At 55.7% G+C, this 15,486-nt stretch carries 15 protein-coding genes; 6 read left to right on the forward strand and 9 right to left on the reverse strand.

Annotated features, from left to right (window positions below; all coding sequences use genetic code 11):
* Positions 1 to 50: 50 nt before the first annotated feature.
* From AC4LF3_RS09610 to AC4LF3_RS09645, 8 genes are all read right to left on the reverse strand, one after another.
* Positions 51 to 779: a FadR/GntR family transcriptional regulator gene (locus tag AC4LF3_RS09610; protein WP_010798249.1), complete on the reverse strand. Its 729-nt coding sequence runs from the start codon at positions 777 to 779 to the stop codon at positions 51 to 53.
* A gap of 171 nt (positions 780 to 950) precedes the next feature.
* The gene (locus AC4LF3_RS09615; protein ID WP_074826328.1) at positions 951 to 1,382 is read right to left on the reverse strand and encodes a DUF2628 domain-containing protein; all 432 of its coding nucleotides are present in this window, start codon (positions 1,380 to 1,382) and stop codon (positions 951 to 953) included.
* 312 nt (positions 1,383 to 1,694) lie between these two features.
* A complete protein-coding gene (locus AC4LF3_RS09620) occupies positions 1,695 to 1,946 on the reverse strand; it encodes a hypothetical protein (protein WP_122042593.1) in 252 nt (83 codons plus the stop codon).
* Positions 1,943 to 2,554 carry a PqiC family protein gene (locus AC4LF3_RS09625; RefSeq protein ID WP_491835171.1) on the reverse strand — a complete coding sequence of 204 codons (612 nt, stop codon included), beginning with the start codon at positions 2,552 to 2,554 and terminating at the stop codon, positions 1,943 to 1,945. Before AC4LF3_RS09625 ends, AC4LF3_RS09620 begins: the two co-directional genes overlap by 4 nt.
* Entirely contained in the window at positions 2,551 to 4,227 is a 1,677-nt protein-coding gene (locus AC4LF3_RS09630; protein ID WP_074826334.1) for a PqiB family protein, read from the reverse strand. Before AC4LF3_RS09630 ends, AC4LF3_RS09625 begins: the two co-directional genes overlap by 4 nt.
* Positions 4,217 to 4,834 (reverse strand): paraquat-inducible protein A, encoded by a 618-nt coding sequence (locus AC4LF3_RS09635; protein WP_010798254.1) that lies wholly within the window; start codon positions 4,832 to 4,834, stop codon positions 4,217 to 4,219. The genes AC4LF3_RS09630 and AC4LF3_RS09635 overlap by 11 nt, the downstream gene beginning before the upstream one ends.
* Positions 4,831 to 5,442, reverse strand: coding sequence for a paraquat-inducible protein A (locus tag AC4LF3_RS09640; protein ID WP_010798255.1), 612 nt, complete (start codon positions 5,440 to 5,442; stop codon positions 4,831 to 4,833). The genes AC4LF3_RS09635 and AC4LF3_RS09640 overlap by 4 nt, the downstream gene beginning before the upstream one ends.
* Before the next feature lie 218 nt (positions 5,443 to 5,660).
* Positions 5,661 to 6,614 (reverse strand): LysR family transcriptional regulator, encoded by a 954-nt coding sequence (locus AC4LF3_RS09645; RefSeq protein WP_074826774.1) that lies wholly within the window; start codon positions 6,612 to 6,614, stop codon positions 5,661 to 5,663.
* Between the two features lie 126 nt (positions 6,615 to 6,740).
* Between AC4LF3_RS09645 and AC4LF3_RS09650 the strand changes: the two genes are divergently transcribed.
* The 6 genes from AC4LF3_RS09650 (at position 6,741) to AC4LF3_RS09675 (ending at position 12,897) form a co-directional block, all read left to right on the forward strand.
* On the forward strand, positions 6,741 to 8,114 hold the full coding sequence (locus AC4LF3_RS09650) for an MFS transporter (protein WP_491835172.1): 1,374 nt from the start codon (positions 6,741 to 6,743) through the stop codon (positions 8,112 to 8,114).
* A complete protein-coding gene (locus tag AC4LF3_RS09655) occupies positions 8,111 to 9,637 on the forward strand; it encodes a CoA-acylating methylmalonate-semialdehyde dehydrogenase (RefSeq protein WP_491835173.1) in 1,527 nt (508 codons plus the stop codon). Before AC4LF3_RS09650 ends, AC4LF3_RS09655 begins: the two co-directional genes overlap by 4 nt.
* A gap of 37 nt (positions 9,638 to 9,674) precedes the next feature.
* On the forward strand, positions 9,675 to 10,559 hold the full coding sequence (mmsB, locus tag AC4LF3_RS09660; RefSeq protein ID WP_434140762.1) for a 3-hydroxyisobutyrate dehydrogenase: 885 nt from the start codon (positions 9,675 to 9,677) through the stop codon (positions 10,557 to 10,559).
* Between the two features lie 107 nt (positions 10,560 to 10,666).
* On the forward strand, positions 10,667 to 11,197 hold the full coding sequence (locus AC4LF3_RS09665; protein ID WP_074826344.1) for a hypothetical protein: 531 nt from the start codon (positions 10,667 to 10,669) through the stop codon (positions 11,195 to 11,197).
* A gap of 78 nt (positions 11,198 to 11,275) precedes the next feature.
* Positions 11,276 to 11,551, forward strand: a complete 276-nt coding sequence (locus AC4LF3_RS09670; protein ID WP_010798261.1) for a peptidylprolyl isomerase — start codon at positions 11,276 to 11,278, stop codon at positions 11,549 to 11,551.
* A 122-nt stretch (positions 11,552 to 11,673) separates the two neighbouring features.
* Entirely contained in the window at positions 11,674 to 12,897 is a 1,224-nt protein-coding gene (locus AC4LF3_RS09675; protein ID WP_150348627.1) for a DUF445 domain-containing protein, read from the forward strand.
* Between the two features lie 41 nt (positions 12,898 to 12,938).
* Here AC4LF3_RS09675 and bglX read toward each other — a convergent pair whose 3' ends face one another.
* A complete protein-coding gene (gene bglX, locus AC4LF3_RS09680) occupies positions 12,939 to 15,236 on the reverse strand; it encodes a beta-glucosidase BglX (protein ID WP_491835174.1) in 2,298 nt (765 codons plus the stop codon).
* Between the last annotated feature and the right edge of the window lie 250 nt (positions 15,237 to 15,486).

Below are 15,486 nucleotides of genomic sequence, written 5' to 3' on the forward strand. Positions count from 1 at the left end.
CAAGTGGGTGCGATGCTCTTTTGCTTATTTTTTGATTGCAGCTGGCCCTTCTAAAGTGACTGCATCACTTTTACCAATCGTTCTCGGCTGTTACTAAGGTGCAGACGCATAGCTGCCGCAGCCCCAATGGCATCCTGCCGGGCAATGGCGTTATAGATGTCTTCATGTTCGGCATCGCGCCGTTCAAGATAGGCTTGGGACAGCGAACTTTCATTAAAGGCTTTGTTCAGGCGCATACGTGGAATGAGTTCTCGGCTAAGGCAGCTCATGATCTCTGTAAAGTAGCGATTACCGGTTGCCTGGGCGATCAAAAGGTGCATTTCCATGTCGAGATCCTCTGAGGGAGAGGACGCTCTTGCCCGTGCCTGCATACGGTCGAGCAGAGCTCTAAACTGCGTCAGATGTGCCTCTGAGCGCCTTTGTGCTGCCAGGGCTGCCGCTTCGGACTCAAGGCTGATTCGGACTTCAACGACTGAAAGAACATCCTGCAGTGTCTCTACACTGGAGGGATCAATCATGCCTGATAGCCGAATAATGGGCTCGCAGACAAATGTGCCGATACCTTGCCGGGTGACTACCTTGCCGTTTGCCTGAAGGTGGGAAAGCGCTTCACGAACAACCGAGCGACTCACGCCATGAGCCTTCATGATTTGCGCTTCGGAAGGCAGTTTTGCGCCAGGGCTAAGCTGGCCATCGCGTATCTGGCTATCGAGAATATTGGCCAGCTCCTGCGAAAGATTATGCGAGCGTTTGGCGAGAAAAACAGGCTCGGAATGCATCTGGAACACCTTCTTATTTAGATTAATTATCCGGTCTACCTATAAGATGTCTGACAAGATTAGCGCTGTAAAGAGGTTTTGCAGTAGAGGTACGTTGGCTATTTTGATAAATAACCAACGTCGTTGTAAAAACCGAAGTTTTCCAAGCTGAGAGAGCTAGCCCGCCTAAACTCATCCGAAAGCCGAGAAACCTTCCCACGGATTCCAGCTCTGCGTATTTTTCATTTCTTTAAGATAATAGGCGTAATTGGCGATCATTGAGTTAGCAATCGCAAAGCCTATGCTAATGCCAAAGTCAAGCGCTTGGGGGACATCAATCCCCGTTAGCTCCTGAAACAGAAGTTCAAGTAAGCCGGTAGAGAAGGCAATGCCTAACATGGCTAAACCTTTTTTCTTTAAACCTAACGCAAAAATCAAATAGAAAGGTCCGAGAAAAAAGGCTGGCCAGCATCTAATGATCAGGAGCTTCTTTCGAAAAGGAAGCTGCTTGAATGCCTTTTTGCAGGTAGCGGTTTTAGGTGCACCATAGGTTTCGTAAAAGGCGAAACGCTCTTGCCATTTTGGCGGATATGATGCTTTTCTGGAGGGTTCCGTGGTGTCCATATTATTACTCCTTGGCGTGTGGCCTGTATTTCTTTACTAAGGTGTATCCGTGAAGTTCACCCATACATGTGCGGCTTGGAACAAGCTTGTGTATGGCAAGGGGGCGAGCATACCGAGGTGATGGGAGGTTCGGTTTCTACCCTGTCTCAAAATGCTTATTTGAACGTATTGAAAGGCGGCCTAGTTCAAAACAGCAGGAGCTACATAGGCAGAAAGCCTACTGCCTGTGAGAAGGGATCATCAGCCGTAAAGCCTGAGTAAACACGCAGTAGGTACAAGAGGGCGTTTTAGCCCCCTATATGGAGGCGTAGCTTACATGCCGCAGCTGGTCAACGTTCCGGTTTGATAGTTCACTTCATTGCCAAGGCTAAAGAGTACATCGCTCGAAAAGGACGTACTTTCTACAAAATAGGCGCTATGCTCTCGCAGGCGCTTGGCCAAGCCGCTTGCTTGCTCGACGGGTAGAAATAACAGGACAAACGCGGTGCCGAAGGCAAAGCAGACTTCAAAGACACTGGTTTGTGAGCAGGCGTGGCGGATACGCAGGTACCAATCGATCATCATGGGCATTCTGTAGTCGGCAGTTCGTTCCAACGCTGCGCGGTTTGCGCAATGGTTTTGGCTAGAGTAGCAATAGCCTTCTGATGGGCTATGACGAGGCTTTCAAGCTCCATGCCGGCAGGCTCGCGAATGATACTGCTGCAGGTCAACGTTCGGCGTGGGCTACCTTCGCTTCTCAGGTTAAGGCTCCAAACCACATCAATCAAGGCATACCGCTCGGGCAGCATGTCGAAGCGGCGTACATCAGTGCGTAGCGTCAACACCGGCTTGCCGGAGGTTTTGGGAAGTCCTGCCAGATCCCGGACGCCGAGCTGTTGCTCCAGCTGACCTGCCAGGGCGTCATGAAATTCATCGCCAAGCGGCGCGCTCCAGCGTTCGGACTCCAGAATGGCGAGGCTACCATTGCTTTGCCTCACCACCAGTTGGGGCTGGTCAACCTGCACAGGCATGCGCACAGGCGCAAGCTCGAACTGAAACGCTGCGGAGGCGGTGTGAGAAGCCGCCTGGCCAGACAGGGGAGGCAGTAGTGTGTAGTAATGCGTAGGGGCTGAGCTGCACGCGGCAAGCCCCAGCGTGGTCGCTATTGCAGCCAGCGATAAGCGAAGGGTCATGGCTGGGACTCCATTTCAATGTCTCGAGAGGATGACTTCCCTTTATAGGAGCCGGGCGCCGCTTCCTCGGTACGGCCACGAATCAGCGACTCGGGATGGCGGCTCAGATAATCGGTCAGTACACGCACGGAGCGAGCGGTTCGCTGGACCTCATCCATGGCTTGGTTGACCTGCTGGCGTGCCGGCGAATCTTCATCCAACGTTTCGTTGGCAGTCTTGAGCGTGTTTTGCAGCTCCTCAAGCGTACCGCGCATTTGCGGCAACACATCGCCATTGACCTGTTTCATCGTTTTCTGCAACTCGTTCAGGCTGCCGTTCAGGTTGTTGGCAATCGAGTCGATAGGTAGCTTGCTGATCTTGTCGACCATAGCCTGCAGCTGCTCCTGTAGCTTATCGAACCCGCCTGGAACCGTCGGAATCTCAAGAGGACGACTGTTAGGGTTGAAGCTGACCTTGGCCGCCTTGGGATCGAAATCCAACGCGATATAAAGCTGTCCTGTCAGAAGGTTGCCTGTGCGGGCCTGGGCTCGCAGACCTTGCTCGACCAGACGCTTGATCAGTTGAGCGGATTGCTCTTCGCTTTCACCGCCGATCTGCTTGACCAGCTTGTCATGGGCACTGCCCAGACGCTGCGGATAGACCACTGCACCTACCGTAGTCGGGAACCGCTGCGTTTTGGGGTCATAATCAAGATCCACTGAGACAACCCGGCCGATATTCACCCCCAGGAACTCCACGGGAGCATTCACCGCAAGTCCGCGTAAGGATTGATTGAAACGCAGGCGAATAAACCGAGGTTCGCCGGAGGGAGGCGCCAGTGCCGTTTGCTGGTCGTTATAGAGCGTGAACTCGTAGTGCTCTGGAGCTGGTTTGGCGTCCGGGCTGTAATTAGGCTCTCGAAAGGCAATGCCGCCCGCCAGAATGGAAGGGATCGTCTGGGTGTTGACCTTCAGGCCGCTGGCATCAACCGAGACGTCAATGCCGCTGGCATTCCAGAAGCGGGTATCGTCGGTCACAAACGCATCGTTGGGCGAATTGACGAACACCTGAACATCTACCCCTTTGCCATCTTCCGTCAGGTTATACGAGATGACCTGGCCTACCTGAATGCGGCGATAGTAGACCGGCGAGCCAATATCCAATGAGCCAAGATCGTCGGTATGAAGGGTAAAGCGCTTGCCCCTTTGCCCGTAGGTGACAGGAGGAGGGTTTTCCAGTCCGACGAAATCTTTTTTGGTCACGTCGGAGCGGCCAGCGTCCGCACCGATGAAGGGACCGGAGAGCAGTGTGTCTACACCGGAAACCCCGTTGGCGCCGATACGCGGACGGACCACCCAATACTGGGTATCCTCGCGCGTAAAGGGTTCGGCTGACTTATCTAGGTCAATCGTGGCGGTAACGTGGGTGCGGTCTTCGCTGAGGGCGATCCGGGTAACCGTACCGATTACCACGTTCTTGTACTTTACCTGGGTCTTGTTTGCTTCAAGCCCCTCAGCCGTCTGAAAACTGACGTTGACCTGAGGACCTGCGCGCAACCAGCTATTGACGACCATGGATAGCCCTACCAGAGCCGCCACGATCGGGACCAGCCAGACCAGAGAAATACTGAAGCGCCGCTTTCTGATCTGAGGCGTGCCAGGGGTTGGAAAAGCAGTGTTCGGGTTATTCGACATCATTTACCTCAGCGTCCCAGATCAGGCGCGGATCAAAGCTCATGGCAGACAGCATGGTCAACACAACAACCAGGCCAAAGAACAGGATACCCAGACGGGGCTCGATCGTGCTCAAGGCTCGGAATTGAACTAGCGCAGCCACCAAGGCCACGACCAATACATCGAGCATCGACCAATAGCCGATCAGCTCTACGAAGCGATAAAGCTTGGCCCGTTCGCGCATGGCCCAGCGGCTGCGCCTTTGACAGGTAATCAGCAAAGTACCCAGGACGCAAAATTTCATGCAAGGCACGGCAACGCTGGCAATGAAAATCAGGATAGCGATGTCCCATGAGCCGTGCTGCCAGAACTCGATGACACCGCTCATGATCGTATTTTCACTGCCCCCGCTGAACATGCTGGTATACATCACCGGCAGGACATTGGCCGGCACATAAAAGATGATCGAAGCAAGCAGAAAGGCCCAGGTACGGGCGATGCTGTTGGGTTTGCGCGTATGAACCGGGGAATAGCAGCGCGGGCATTCATGCGCTCCCTCAGGGCAGACAAATCCACAGGTATGGCACAGGCAAACCTTGAGTTCGCGCGCGTAGGGCGGTTTATTCATATAACCGGCACCTCCAGATCATCCCAGAGGTAGCGGATGTCACGACCGGCAATGAGAATAATCAGCACCGTCAGCATGGCCATGGCCCATAAGCCGACGCCAGGCGAAACGTTGAGCATACCGGCCAGTTTGATAATGGCTACGAGAATGCCAAGCAGGCAGACCTCCAGCATGCTCCAGGGTCGTAAATGCTCAAGCGCCCGCATACAGGCCCTGAAACCAGGGGCCATTTCGCCCACATAAGCGTAACCCAGCACCCAGCCCAGCAGCAGAATCTGAAACAGCGGCGCGAAGATAATCGCCAGGCCTGCCACCAGCGCAATCAACGTAATACGACCTTGAGCCAATGCCTCGACAGATTCCCAGAGCGTGGCCTCGTTGCTCAGCCCTTGCAAGCTGATGTGCATGATGGGGAAGACGTTGGCCAATATGAACAGGATGCCAGCTGCCAGCGTAAGGGCGAACAACTGTTCGACATTGAGCCGTCTGCTGCGCTCGATCACGGCATCGCAACGCACGCAGCGGGCAGCTTCGCCCCGCGCGAGAGGGCGCCGATGGTAGACCGAATCGCAGTGCTCGCAGATGATCCAGTCAGGGTGTTGAGGCATGGCTGATGGTGTGCATTAGATAGGTTTCGGTGAAGTGTGGAAACGCCGACCCGTCGACCAGCACCTGATCGTTAGGATACTGCGTTAGGCCGTTTCGCTGTATGGGTGTTCGAAACGGTGCGTTGTCGATTTTGTAACAAGGACACATAGAGCACCGTACTTGTTTCATATGTCCGGTAAAAACCTGTGGGTGGTAGAAGCGTTAGATGTGCTGCAAGTCACGAAGGATCGATGAATCTCATTTCACTGGAGGCGCCGCTTAACAGTGGTTCGTTCAGTTCGGCGCAGGCTTTGAGGTAGTCCCAAAGTAGCGTAACGCGCTTCAATGCCCGCAAATCCTCCTGACAATACATCCAGAAATGCCGTGTTATCTGAATTTCCTCCGCAAGCAGCGGTTGCAAACGGGGATCCGGGCCGGCCAGAAAGCAGGGCAAGATCGCCAGCGAGCGTCCCTGAAGCGCCGCTGTATATTGAGCGATTACACTGGTGCTGCGTAACACCGATCGAGCGCTTGGAACAGCGTGTTCCAAATACAACAGCTCCGGGCTAAAAGCGAGATCATCTACATAGGTGATAAAGGTGTGCTCAGCCAGATCGCTCCGATCATGAATAGGGCCGTGCCGCTCTAGATAGCCCGGAGTCGCATAGAGCCTAAGCTGATAATCACACAGTTTCGTGCAGACGTAAGGTCCTCGTTCAGGCCGCTCCAGGGTAATGGCAATGTCTGCCTCACGTTTGGACAGGCTGATGAAATGCGGAACCGGCAAGACATCGACCGTCAAGCTTGGATAGGTTTGCTGAAAATGGCTGACTTGCGGCGCGATGAAGAAGCTGCCGAACCCTTCTGTGGAGCCAATTCGGACATGTCCCGACAGGGACAGCCCTGCACCGGCGACCTCTTCACAGGCCGATTGCAGCGTGCTCTCGATAGCCTCTGCATAGCCCAGGAGCCGCTGGCCTTCGGTGGTCATTGCAAAGCCGCTGCTGCGTGATTTTTCAAACAGTAAGGCGCCTAGCGTCTGCTCCAGAATACGGATACGGCGTGACACTGTTGTGTAGTCCACCGCCAGCCTACGGGCCGCGCCGGTAGCCGTTCGTGTCCGGGCTACCTCCAGGAAAAACTTGAGATCGTCCCAGTCAAGTGCGGCAGGAGACATGAGATTTTTTTGCATATCGGTTCGGCTTTTTTGTGCGTTCTTATTGGAAGTTTGCACACCTATACTCTGAAACAGCCGCAAGCGCCAGAACGCGATTTCGGCTGATGACACCTCGCACAACAACAATAAGCGGAGGCGTTTATGACTGCAGGCACGACATCATCCAGAGCGACCTCATCTGGTCGCAAGCACTATCGGATCGCCGGGTTGGCCAGCATGGCCGGAACCACCATTGAGTGGTATGACTTTTTTCTCTACGGCACTGCTGCGGCATTGGTCTTTAATAAGCTGTTCTTTCCTGCCCTCGATCCCATGAGTGGCGTACTGGCTGCCTTTGCCACCTACGCTGTGGGGTTTCTTGGTCGTCCCATGGGCGGCATCGTGTTTGGTCATTTCGGTGACCGGATTGGGCGAAAATCCATGTTATTGCTGACGCTTATGTTGATGGGCGTTCCTACCATCGCCATCGGCCTGATTCCCACCTATGACCAGATCGGCTATTGGGCGGCCTTGCTGTTGGTAGTCATGCGCTTCCTGCAAGGCATGGCCGTAGGCGGCGAGTGGGGCGGCGCCGTGCTGATGGCGGTCGAGCATGCGCCGGAAGGCAAAAAAGGCTTTTATGGCAGCCTGCCGCAGACTGGTGTTGGAGCAGGCTTGGTACTGGCCTCGCTGGCCATGGGTGCGGTGGCCACTTTGCCAGAGGAAGATATGCTGGCCTGGGGGTGGCGGCTGCCATTCCTGGCCAGTGTGGTACTGCTGGGTATTGGCTGGCTGATCCGGGTAAAGGTGGCGGAGTCGCCTGACTTTGAACGGCTCAAGCAGGAGGGGCGTAAGGTCAAGGTCCCCTTGTTTACAGTGCTCAAGGAGCACCCTCGGGAAACTCTGGCCATCATCGGCGCCCGCACGGCTGAAAACGCCTGGTTCTATATGGCGGTCACCTTTGCGCTGGCCTATGCCGCCAATCAGCTCCAGATTCCCCGCGCCAGTGTACTGAATGCCATTACCGCCGGTGCTGCACTGTCCCTGGTCACCATGCCGTTCTGTGGTTACCTCTCTGATCGGGTAGGGCAGCGGCGTCTCTATTTTGCCGGGCTGCTCCTGTTGTGCGCCTTTGTTTATCCCTTCTTTGCCATGCTGGGAACACGTGAACCCCTGCTTGTTTGGTGGGCCATGGTGCTGGCCGTGGGCGTAGTGTTTCCCATCCTGTATGCGCCTGAGTCACTGTTATTTGCCCGTCAGTATCCGGCGCAGATTCGCTATAGCGGAATTTCGCTTTCCGTGCAGTTTGCTGGCGTGCTGGGCGGCGGCTTTGCACCCATGATCGCCACTACGCTGCTGTCGCTGGGAGAAGGCAATCCGCGATACGTCATCGTCTATCTGCTGGTCATGGGTGCGATCGCATTGCTTTGTACGGCCCTGATGAAGCCGGATCCTCAGGTCGGCCGCTCCGCTATTTCCACTACCGCTTCCCGCCCCGTTGGCATGGTCAATTCCACCTCAGGAGAATCCCTATGAACGCCCCCTTGAATGATGCCAAGGCTGATATCAGCCAAGTCAAACTGCTGATCAACGGTGAGTGGGTGGACTCCAAAACGCACGAGTGGCGCGATGTTGTCAACCCGGCAACTCAGCAGGTGCTGGCTCGTGTTCCGTTTGCCACGACCGATGAGGTTAATGCGGCGATCGCTGCAGCCCGGCAGGCGTTTACCCGCTGGAAACGTACGCCTATTGGTGCGCGTATGCGCATCATGCTCAAGTATCAGGCATTGATCCGTGAGCATATGAAGCCCATTGCCCAAACGTTGAGTGCCGAACAGGGCAAGACCGTGGCCGATGCCGAGGGTGACATCTTCCGGGGTCTGGAGGTCGTCGAGCATGCCTGCTCGGTGGGTAGTCTGCAGATGGGAGAGTTTGCCGAAAACGTGGCGGGCGAGGTGGATACTTATACGCTACGTCAGCCCATTGGTGTCTGCGCAGGCATTACACCCTTTAATTTCCCGGCCATGATCCCGCTGTGGATGTTCCCCATGGCTATCGTCTGTGGCAATACGTTCGTGCTCAAGCCTTCCGAGCAGGACCCGCTTTCCACGATGCAGCTGGTCGAGTTGGCGCTTGAGGCCGGCATTCCACCCGGTGTCCTCAATGTGGTACACGGCGGAAAGGACGTAGTCGATGCGCTGTGTACTCATCCCGATATAAAGGCTGTCTCCTTTGTCGGGTCTACAGCCGTTGGTACCCATGTTTACAACCTGGCCGGTCAGCACGGCAAGCGCGTGCAGGCGATGATGGGCGCCAAGAATCACGCGGTGGTGTTACCCGATGCCAACAAGGAGCAGACGCTTAATGCATTGGTAGGTGCGGCTTTTGGTGCTGCCGGCCAACGCTGCATGGCCACTTCGGTGGCTGTTCTGGTAGGTAAGGCGCGCGAATGGCTGCCGGAGCTCAAGGCCAAGGCTGAACAACTCAAGGTCAATGCCGGGTCCGAACCGGGGACTGACGTTGGTCCGCTGATCTCCAAACAGGCCAGGGAGCGTGTGCTCGGTCTGATCGAAAGCGGGGTGGCGGAAGGTGCTTCATTGCTGCTTGACGGCCGCAATGTTCAGGTGCCCGGATACGAGCAGGGTAATTTCGTAGGACCTACGCTGTTTTCCGGGGTTACGACAGACATGCGTATCTACACGGAAGAAATCTTTGGTCCGGTCCTGCTGACTCTAGAAGTTGATACGCTGGATGACGCGATTGCTCTGGTAAATCGCAACCCCTTTGGTAACGGAACCGGACTCTTCACCCAGAGCGGTGCAGCGGCTCGCAAATTCCAAAGTGAAATCGATGTTGGTCAGGTAGGAATCAATATTCCGATTCCGGTACCGGTTCCCTTCTTCAGCTTTACCGGTTCTCGTGGCTCCAAATTGGGTGATCTGGGGCCCTACGGTAAGCAGGTTGTTCAGTTCTATACCCAGACCAAAACCGTCACGGCCCGCTGGTTCGACGATGACAGTGTCAGCGATGGGGTGAATACCACGATTACCTTGCGTTGATCGGAGCGGTCTTCAACGTTACAGAAGGAGAATAACCATGCGTATTGCCTTTATTGGTTTGGGAAACATGGGGGCTCCGATGGCGCATAACCTGCTGAAAGCCGGACATGCGCTCACGGTCTTCGATGTCAACGCACAGGCGGTTGGCGCCCTGGCGGAAGCGGGCGCCAAGGCGGCAAACTCCGCCCGGGACGCCGTACTGGAATGTGAGCTGGTCATTACCATGCTGCCTGCCGCGGCCCATGTGCGCAGTGTCTACCTGGGTGAAGAGGGGCTTCTGGCAGCGCTGCCTGACGGAGCCGTAGCAATTGACAGCAGCACCATCGATCCTCAGACGGCCCGGGAGGTTGCCCAGGTGGCGGCGGGGCGAGGAGTCGCCATGGCCGATGCGCCGGTTTCAGGGGGGACCGGCGGTGCGCAGGCAGGCACCTTGACTTTTATGGTCGGCGCGACGCCTGAGCTGTTCAATCTCATACAGCCGGTACTCTCTGATATGGGTAGGAATATCGTGCATTGTGGTGAGGTCGGAACCGGACAGGTCGCCAAAGTCTGTAACAACCTGCTGCTGGGCATCAGCATGATCGGTGTTGCAGAAGCCATGGCGCTGGGCGATGCGCTCGGCATCGACACCAAGGTTCTGGCCGGCATCATCAATACCTCTACCGGACGCTGCTGGAGTTCGGATACCTATAACCCCTGGCCGGGTATTATCGAAACGGCGCCGTCTTCACGAGGCTACACCGGTGGGTTTGGGGCTGACCTCATGCTCAAGGATTTGGGGCTTGCCACTGAAGCGGCGAAGCAGGTGCGCCAACCGGTTCTGTTGGGTGCGCTGGCACAGCAGCTTTACCAGAGCATGAGCCAGCGAGGTGAGGGCGGCAAGGACTTTTCCGGCATCATTGGGCTGTACCGCAAGCCTTAGCGCTGATCAGTCGGCCCAGCGGTAATACCACGCCGCTGGGCCAGCGAGTCGGCATCCGGCAGCGCCTCCCTGTACACTAGGCATTCGATTATTTCCGGATGCCTCACATGAAAGACCAACTCCTTGAACTGATCACCCTAATCAGCTCCGGCTGTATGAGCGATGAGGAGATCGCGCGGATCGCTGACGAAGCTGCACAAGCTTATGCCGATCCCGAAGCGTTCCTGGCAGCCAATCCGGATATAAATTACGACGAGACCTTCCCGATTTCGCTGGGCGAGTGGGTAGTAGTCGGCAGTTTGCCGGAAACGGTACTGTTCCAGGCCGATAGCTACGATGAGCTGCTCCAGCACATCATGGATTCCTTCGGCAAGGATGTGCCGTTCAACATCAAACCCAAGCAGCTGGTGAAGGTTGAACCACTCAAGGCGCTCAATCGGATCCAGGTTCAGCTGAGCAGCATGTACAAGGAAAAGGGTGGCTACACCCTGATGGATTTCAGTGAGCCACTTGATGATGAGCTGCAAGCCGTTCTGGTGTACACCCATGACGTGCAGCGGGTACTGGATCTCTGCGCCGAGCTCGACATCTACGCGGCGCCCTCCTATGAAGCGCTAAAGAACGCGTTGGAAGACTGAGGCGTTCAGTCATCAACCTGCCATCTCTCCACTGGATAAACAGCGGGTCGGCCATTATCGACCCTGAGGTTCCCTTTTATGAAAGCCATGGCCAAACATATTCTGGTCAAGACATCCGACGAGGCGGACGCCCTCAAGAAGCGCCTTGAAAAAGGCGAGGCCTTTGACGTACTGGCGAAGAAATTTTCGATTTGCCCTTCAGGAAAGCGGGGCGGCGACCTTGGCGAGGTCAAGCCGGGCCAGATGGTCAGGGTGATCGATCAGGTAATTTTCAAGAAGTCGGTCGGTGATATTCATGGTCCGGTCAAAAGCAAGTTTGGCTATCACCTGGTCAAAGTGTATTACCGGGACTGAGCGCAGCCTGCTCAGTCACCCAGACAGGAACAACGACCCGAGCGAGGACCGTTTTGGCCAACGAACCTGTAACACCTGATGCACCTGCAAAATCCGATCGCTGGCAGTCCCCAGTCTTTCGCATGAAGGTTCTGGCGGGCTGCCTGTTGCTGGCAGCCGCTGTCCTGTATGCGGTCGCTACCGCACTGCATGACATCCATCCTGGCTGGGGGTATGTCGCCGCCTTTGCCGAGGCGGCGATGGTTGGCGCGATCGCCGACTGGTTTGCGGTTACCGCGCTGTTCAGGCATCCCCTAGGGCTGCCCATTCCTCACACGGCTATCATTCCACGTAACAAGGCGGGCATAGGGCGCAAGCTTTCGGATTTCATCTGTCTTAATTTCCTGTCCACCCCTCAGCTGATGGCAAAGGTCAGAGAATTCAACGCAGCCGACCAACTGGCCGGCTGGCTGCAAAAGCCTCACCATGCCGAAGCCTTGGGTAATCATCTGATAGGGGTGGCCCGATTCGGTGTAGGTGCCTTGCGGGATGAGCGTGTTCAGCGCTTTATCCAGCGCACGGCGACGGCTCGGTTGCAGCAGGTTGACCTAGCACTGTTGAGCGGGCAGCTGCTGGATGTCATGACGGCAGACCGGCGCCATCAGGCCATGCTCGATGATGTGCTGCGTGAGATCGACCGCATGATGAGGGACGAAGATACTCAGGCGATGATTGCCCGTGCCATCTCTTCAGAGCTCAGCGCGTTGCGCTATGTTCGGCTTGATGAGTATGCGGGGCGCTGGTCGGCCGAGAAGGTCGTCAAGCGGATCTCGATGCTCATTACCGAGATCAGCGAAGACAAGGATCATGAGATGAGGGCTCGCTTCGACCATTATGTCGCCGACTTCATCGAGAAGCTCAAGAACGATCCCGAATTTCGAGTGAAAGGCGAGCAGGTCCGTATGCAGCTGATCGAGCACCCCGCCATTGCCGGGTATCTGCAAGGGCTCTGGGATGATCTGATTGACTGGCTGCAGGATGATCTGGGCAAGGACGATTCCTCAATACGTCGACGCCTGATTCGTCTGACCCAAGGGCTGGGGGCTGCGCTGGCAGCGGATGCGCCTATGCGGCAATGGATCAATGACCAGATCGAGGAGGTAGCGCCTCCTGTCATTGAGCGTTATCGCGGTCAGGTGGGAGACTACATCGCCGAGCGAGTCGAAGCCTGGAACACTGACGAGTTGGTCGAACAGCTTGAGAAGAACGTAGGCAGAGACCTGCAGTTCATCCGTATCAACGGCACGCTCGTAGGCGGACTGGTTGGACTGATCATCCATACGGTCACCCAACTGCTGGTAGGGTAGCCGGGTGAAGAAGTGCCGGATGGCCCGGCACTTCCAGCTGGTTAAAGCAGGCGGAACTGCTGCTCCTTTACCTCTTCCGAATCCAGTCCGATATAGACCTTGAATGCACCGGGCTCGGCGGCGTACTTCAGGTCTGCATTGTAGAATTTTAGGTCTTCTTCACTGATGTCGAAGTCGATAATCTTTTCTTCGCCAGGTTGCAGCATGACCTTGCGGAAATTCTTCAGCTCCTTGATCGGACGACTGATTGAGGCAGTAACGTCTCGCAAGTACAGCTGTACAACCGTCTCGCCCGCGCGCTGTCCCGTATTTTTCAGCGTCACACTGGCTTTCAGTCTGCCATTTCGGTGCAGCGTGCCGCTGGAGAGCGTTATATCGGAAAGGTCGAAAGTGGTGTAGCTCAAGCCGTAGCCGAAGGGATACAGCGGTCCGTTAGCCTCATCGAAATAGCGAGACGTGTATTTGCCTGGGTCTTTCGGATTGAACGGTCTGCCGGTATTGAGGTGATTGTAATAGATGGGTATCTGGCCAACCGAGCGTGGAAAGGTCATGGGCAGCTTGCCGGAGGGGTTGTAATCGCCAAACAAGACATCGGCGATAGCGTTACCGCCCTCAGTGCCGCTAAACCAGGTTTCCAGTAGCGCGTCGGCCTGTTGGCTTTCCCAACTCAGATCCAGTGGTCGGCCATTCATGAGCACCAGTACCAGAGGCTTACCAGTGTCTTTCAAGGCTCTGATCAAGCGGCGCTGATTGTTCGGAATATCGATATGGGCGCGGCTGGATGCTTCATGGGCCATGCCTTGCGATTCACCTACCGCGGCGACAATGACATCCGCTTTCAAGGCTACCTCGACCGCCTCCTCAATCATATCTTCGGTAGAGCGGTGGTCTACCTCGACAGCAGGATCGTAGGAGTTTAGATAGGCCAGAATGCTGGCGTCATCAGTAATGTTGGCGCCTTTGGCATAGACCAGTGTGGCCTTGTCGCCGACTGCGTTAGCCAGGCCCTGATAAAGGGAGACGGCTTGCTGGGTGATCCCGGCGGCTGACCAGTTTCCCATTACGTCGCGCTGGCTCTTGGCCAGGGGGCCGATAACCGCAATGGTGCCGTTCTTTTCAAGCGGAAGCAGGTTGCCTTTATTCTTGAGCAGGACCTGACTTTTGCGGCCTACCTCCCGCGCGGCTTCGCGGTGTAAGCGGCTCTCGGCGTTGGTATCAAAAGGCGGATCGTTCGGTTTGCCCAGGAAGGCATAAGGGTCCTTGAACAGGCCCAGGTCATATTTGGCACTAAGTACATAACGGCAGGCATCGTCGATTTCCTGTTGGCTGACCTCACCGCTCTTGAGCAGGGCGGGAAGCTGAGTGCCATATAAATCGTCGTGCATGTTCAAGTCCACGCCTGCCTTGATAGCGAGTTTTGCGGCTTCGTGCCCATCTTCGGCGACGCCGTGACGGATCAACTCGTTGATGGCGCCATGATCGCTGATGATGAGACCCTTGAAGCCCCACTGGTCTCTCAGCAGATCCTTGAGCAGCCATCGATTGGCTGTGGAAGGAATGCCGTTAATGGCATTGAGGGAAACCATGACGCTGCCCGAGCCTGCCTCCACTGCCGCCTTGTAGGGGGTAAGATAGTCTTGGAACATGCGCTGGGGGCTCATGTCGACCGTGTTGTAATCACGACCGCCTTCAGTCGCGCCGTACAAGGCGAAGTGCTTGAAGCTGGCCATAATCGAATGCGCAGACGCCAAGTCGTCACCCTGATACGCCTTGATCAGTGTGCCGGCAATCCTTGAGGTCAGGTAGCTGTCTTCACCAAACGTCTCGGAAACCCGTCCCCAGCGAGGGTCACGAGTGACGTCAACTGTCGGCGAGAAGGTGAGATTCAGACCGTCTGCACTGGCTTCCTCTGCTGAAATGCGCCCGCTCAAGGCAATCGCATCCAGATCCCAGCTGGACGCCATCCCCAGGTTGATAGGAAAAATGGTGCGGTGGCCATGCACCACATCATAAGCATATAACAGGGGGATCTTGAGGCGGCTGTGCTCTACCGCCTGGACCTGCATCTGACGAATGTCGGGCCGAGTGACCGTATTGAACATCGCGCCTACCTTGCCGGCCCGAATGTCCGCCATGATGGCGTCCTTGGTGTAGTCAGGACCAACGCTTACCAGGTTGAGCTGGCCTATCTTTTCTTCAAGCGTCATTTGTTTCATGAGCTTGTCGATAAAAACACTCTTGTCATGTTCCCTGACTGAAGGGGCAGCGCGGTCTGTTTCAGCCAGCGCAGCAGCACAAAAGCATGCCGCCAAGGTTCCTAGCACATACAGCTTCTTCAAGTGACACCTCAAAGGGTTTTATTCTTCTTTCTCTTCTTGCAGCGAAACGGCAAGAGTGAGCAGTTTCGCATAACAGCAAAATGCGGGCATGTGATTTCTGAAGCGTCGAGTTCAGCCGGTTGACCGACTGTCTTTTTGGTTCGACAGGCTACTGTTTTCAGGTCCGTGATGTCATTCTGATAACCTGTGACTTCGGCGGATGGACGCGGCAGGGTATATTAGCGATCTATACTGATAGCGTTCATCGGAC

This window comes from Pseudomonas sp. C2.3V (assembly GCF_058536325.1).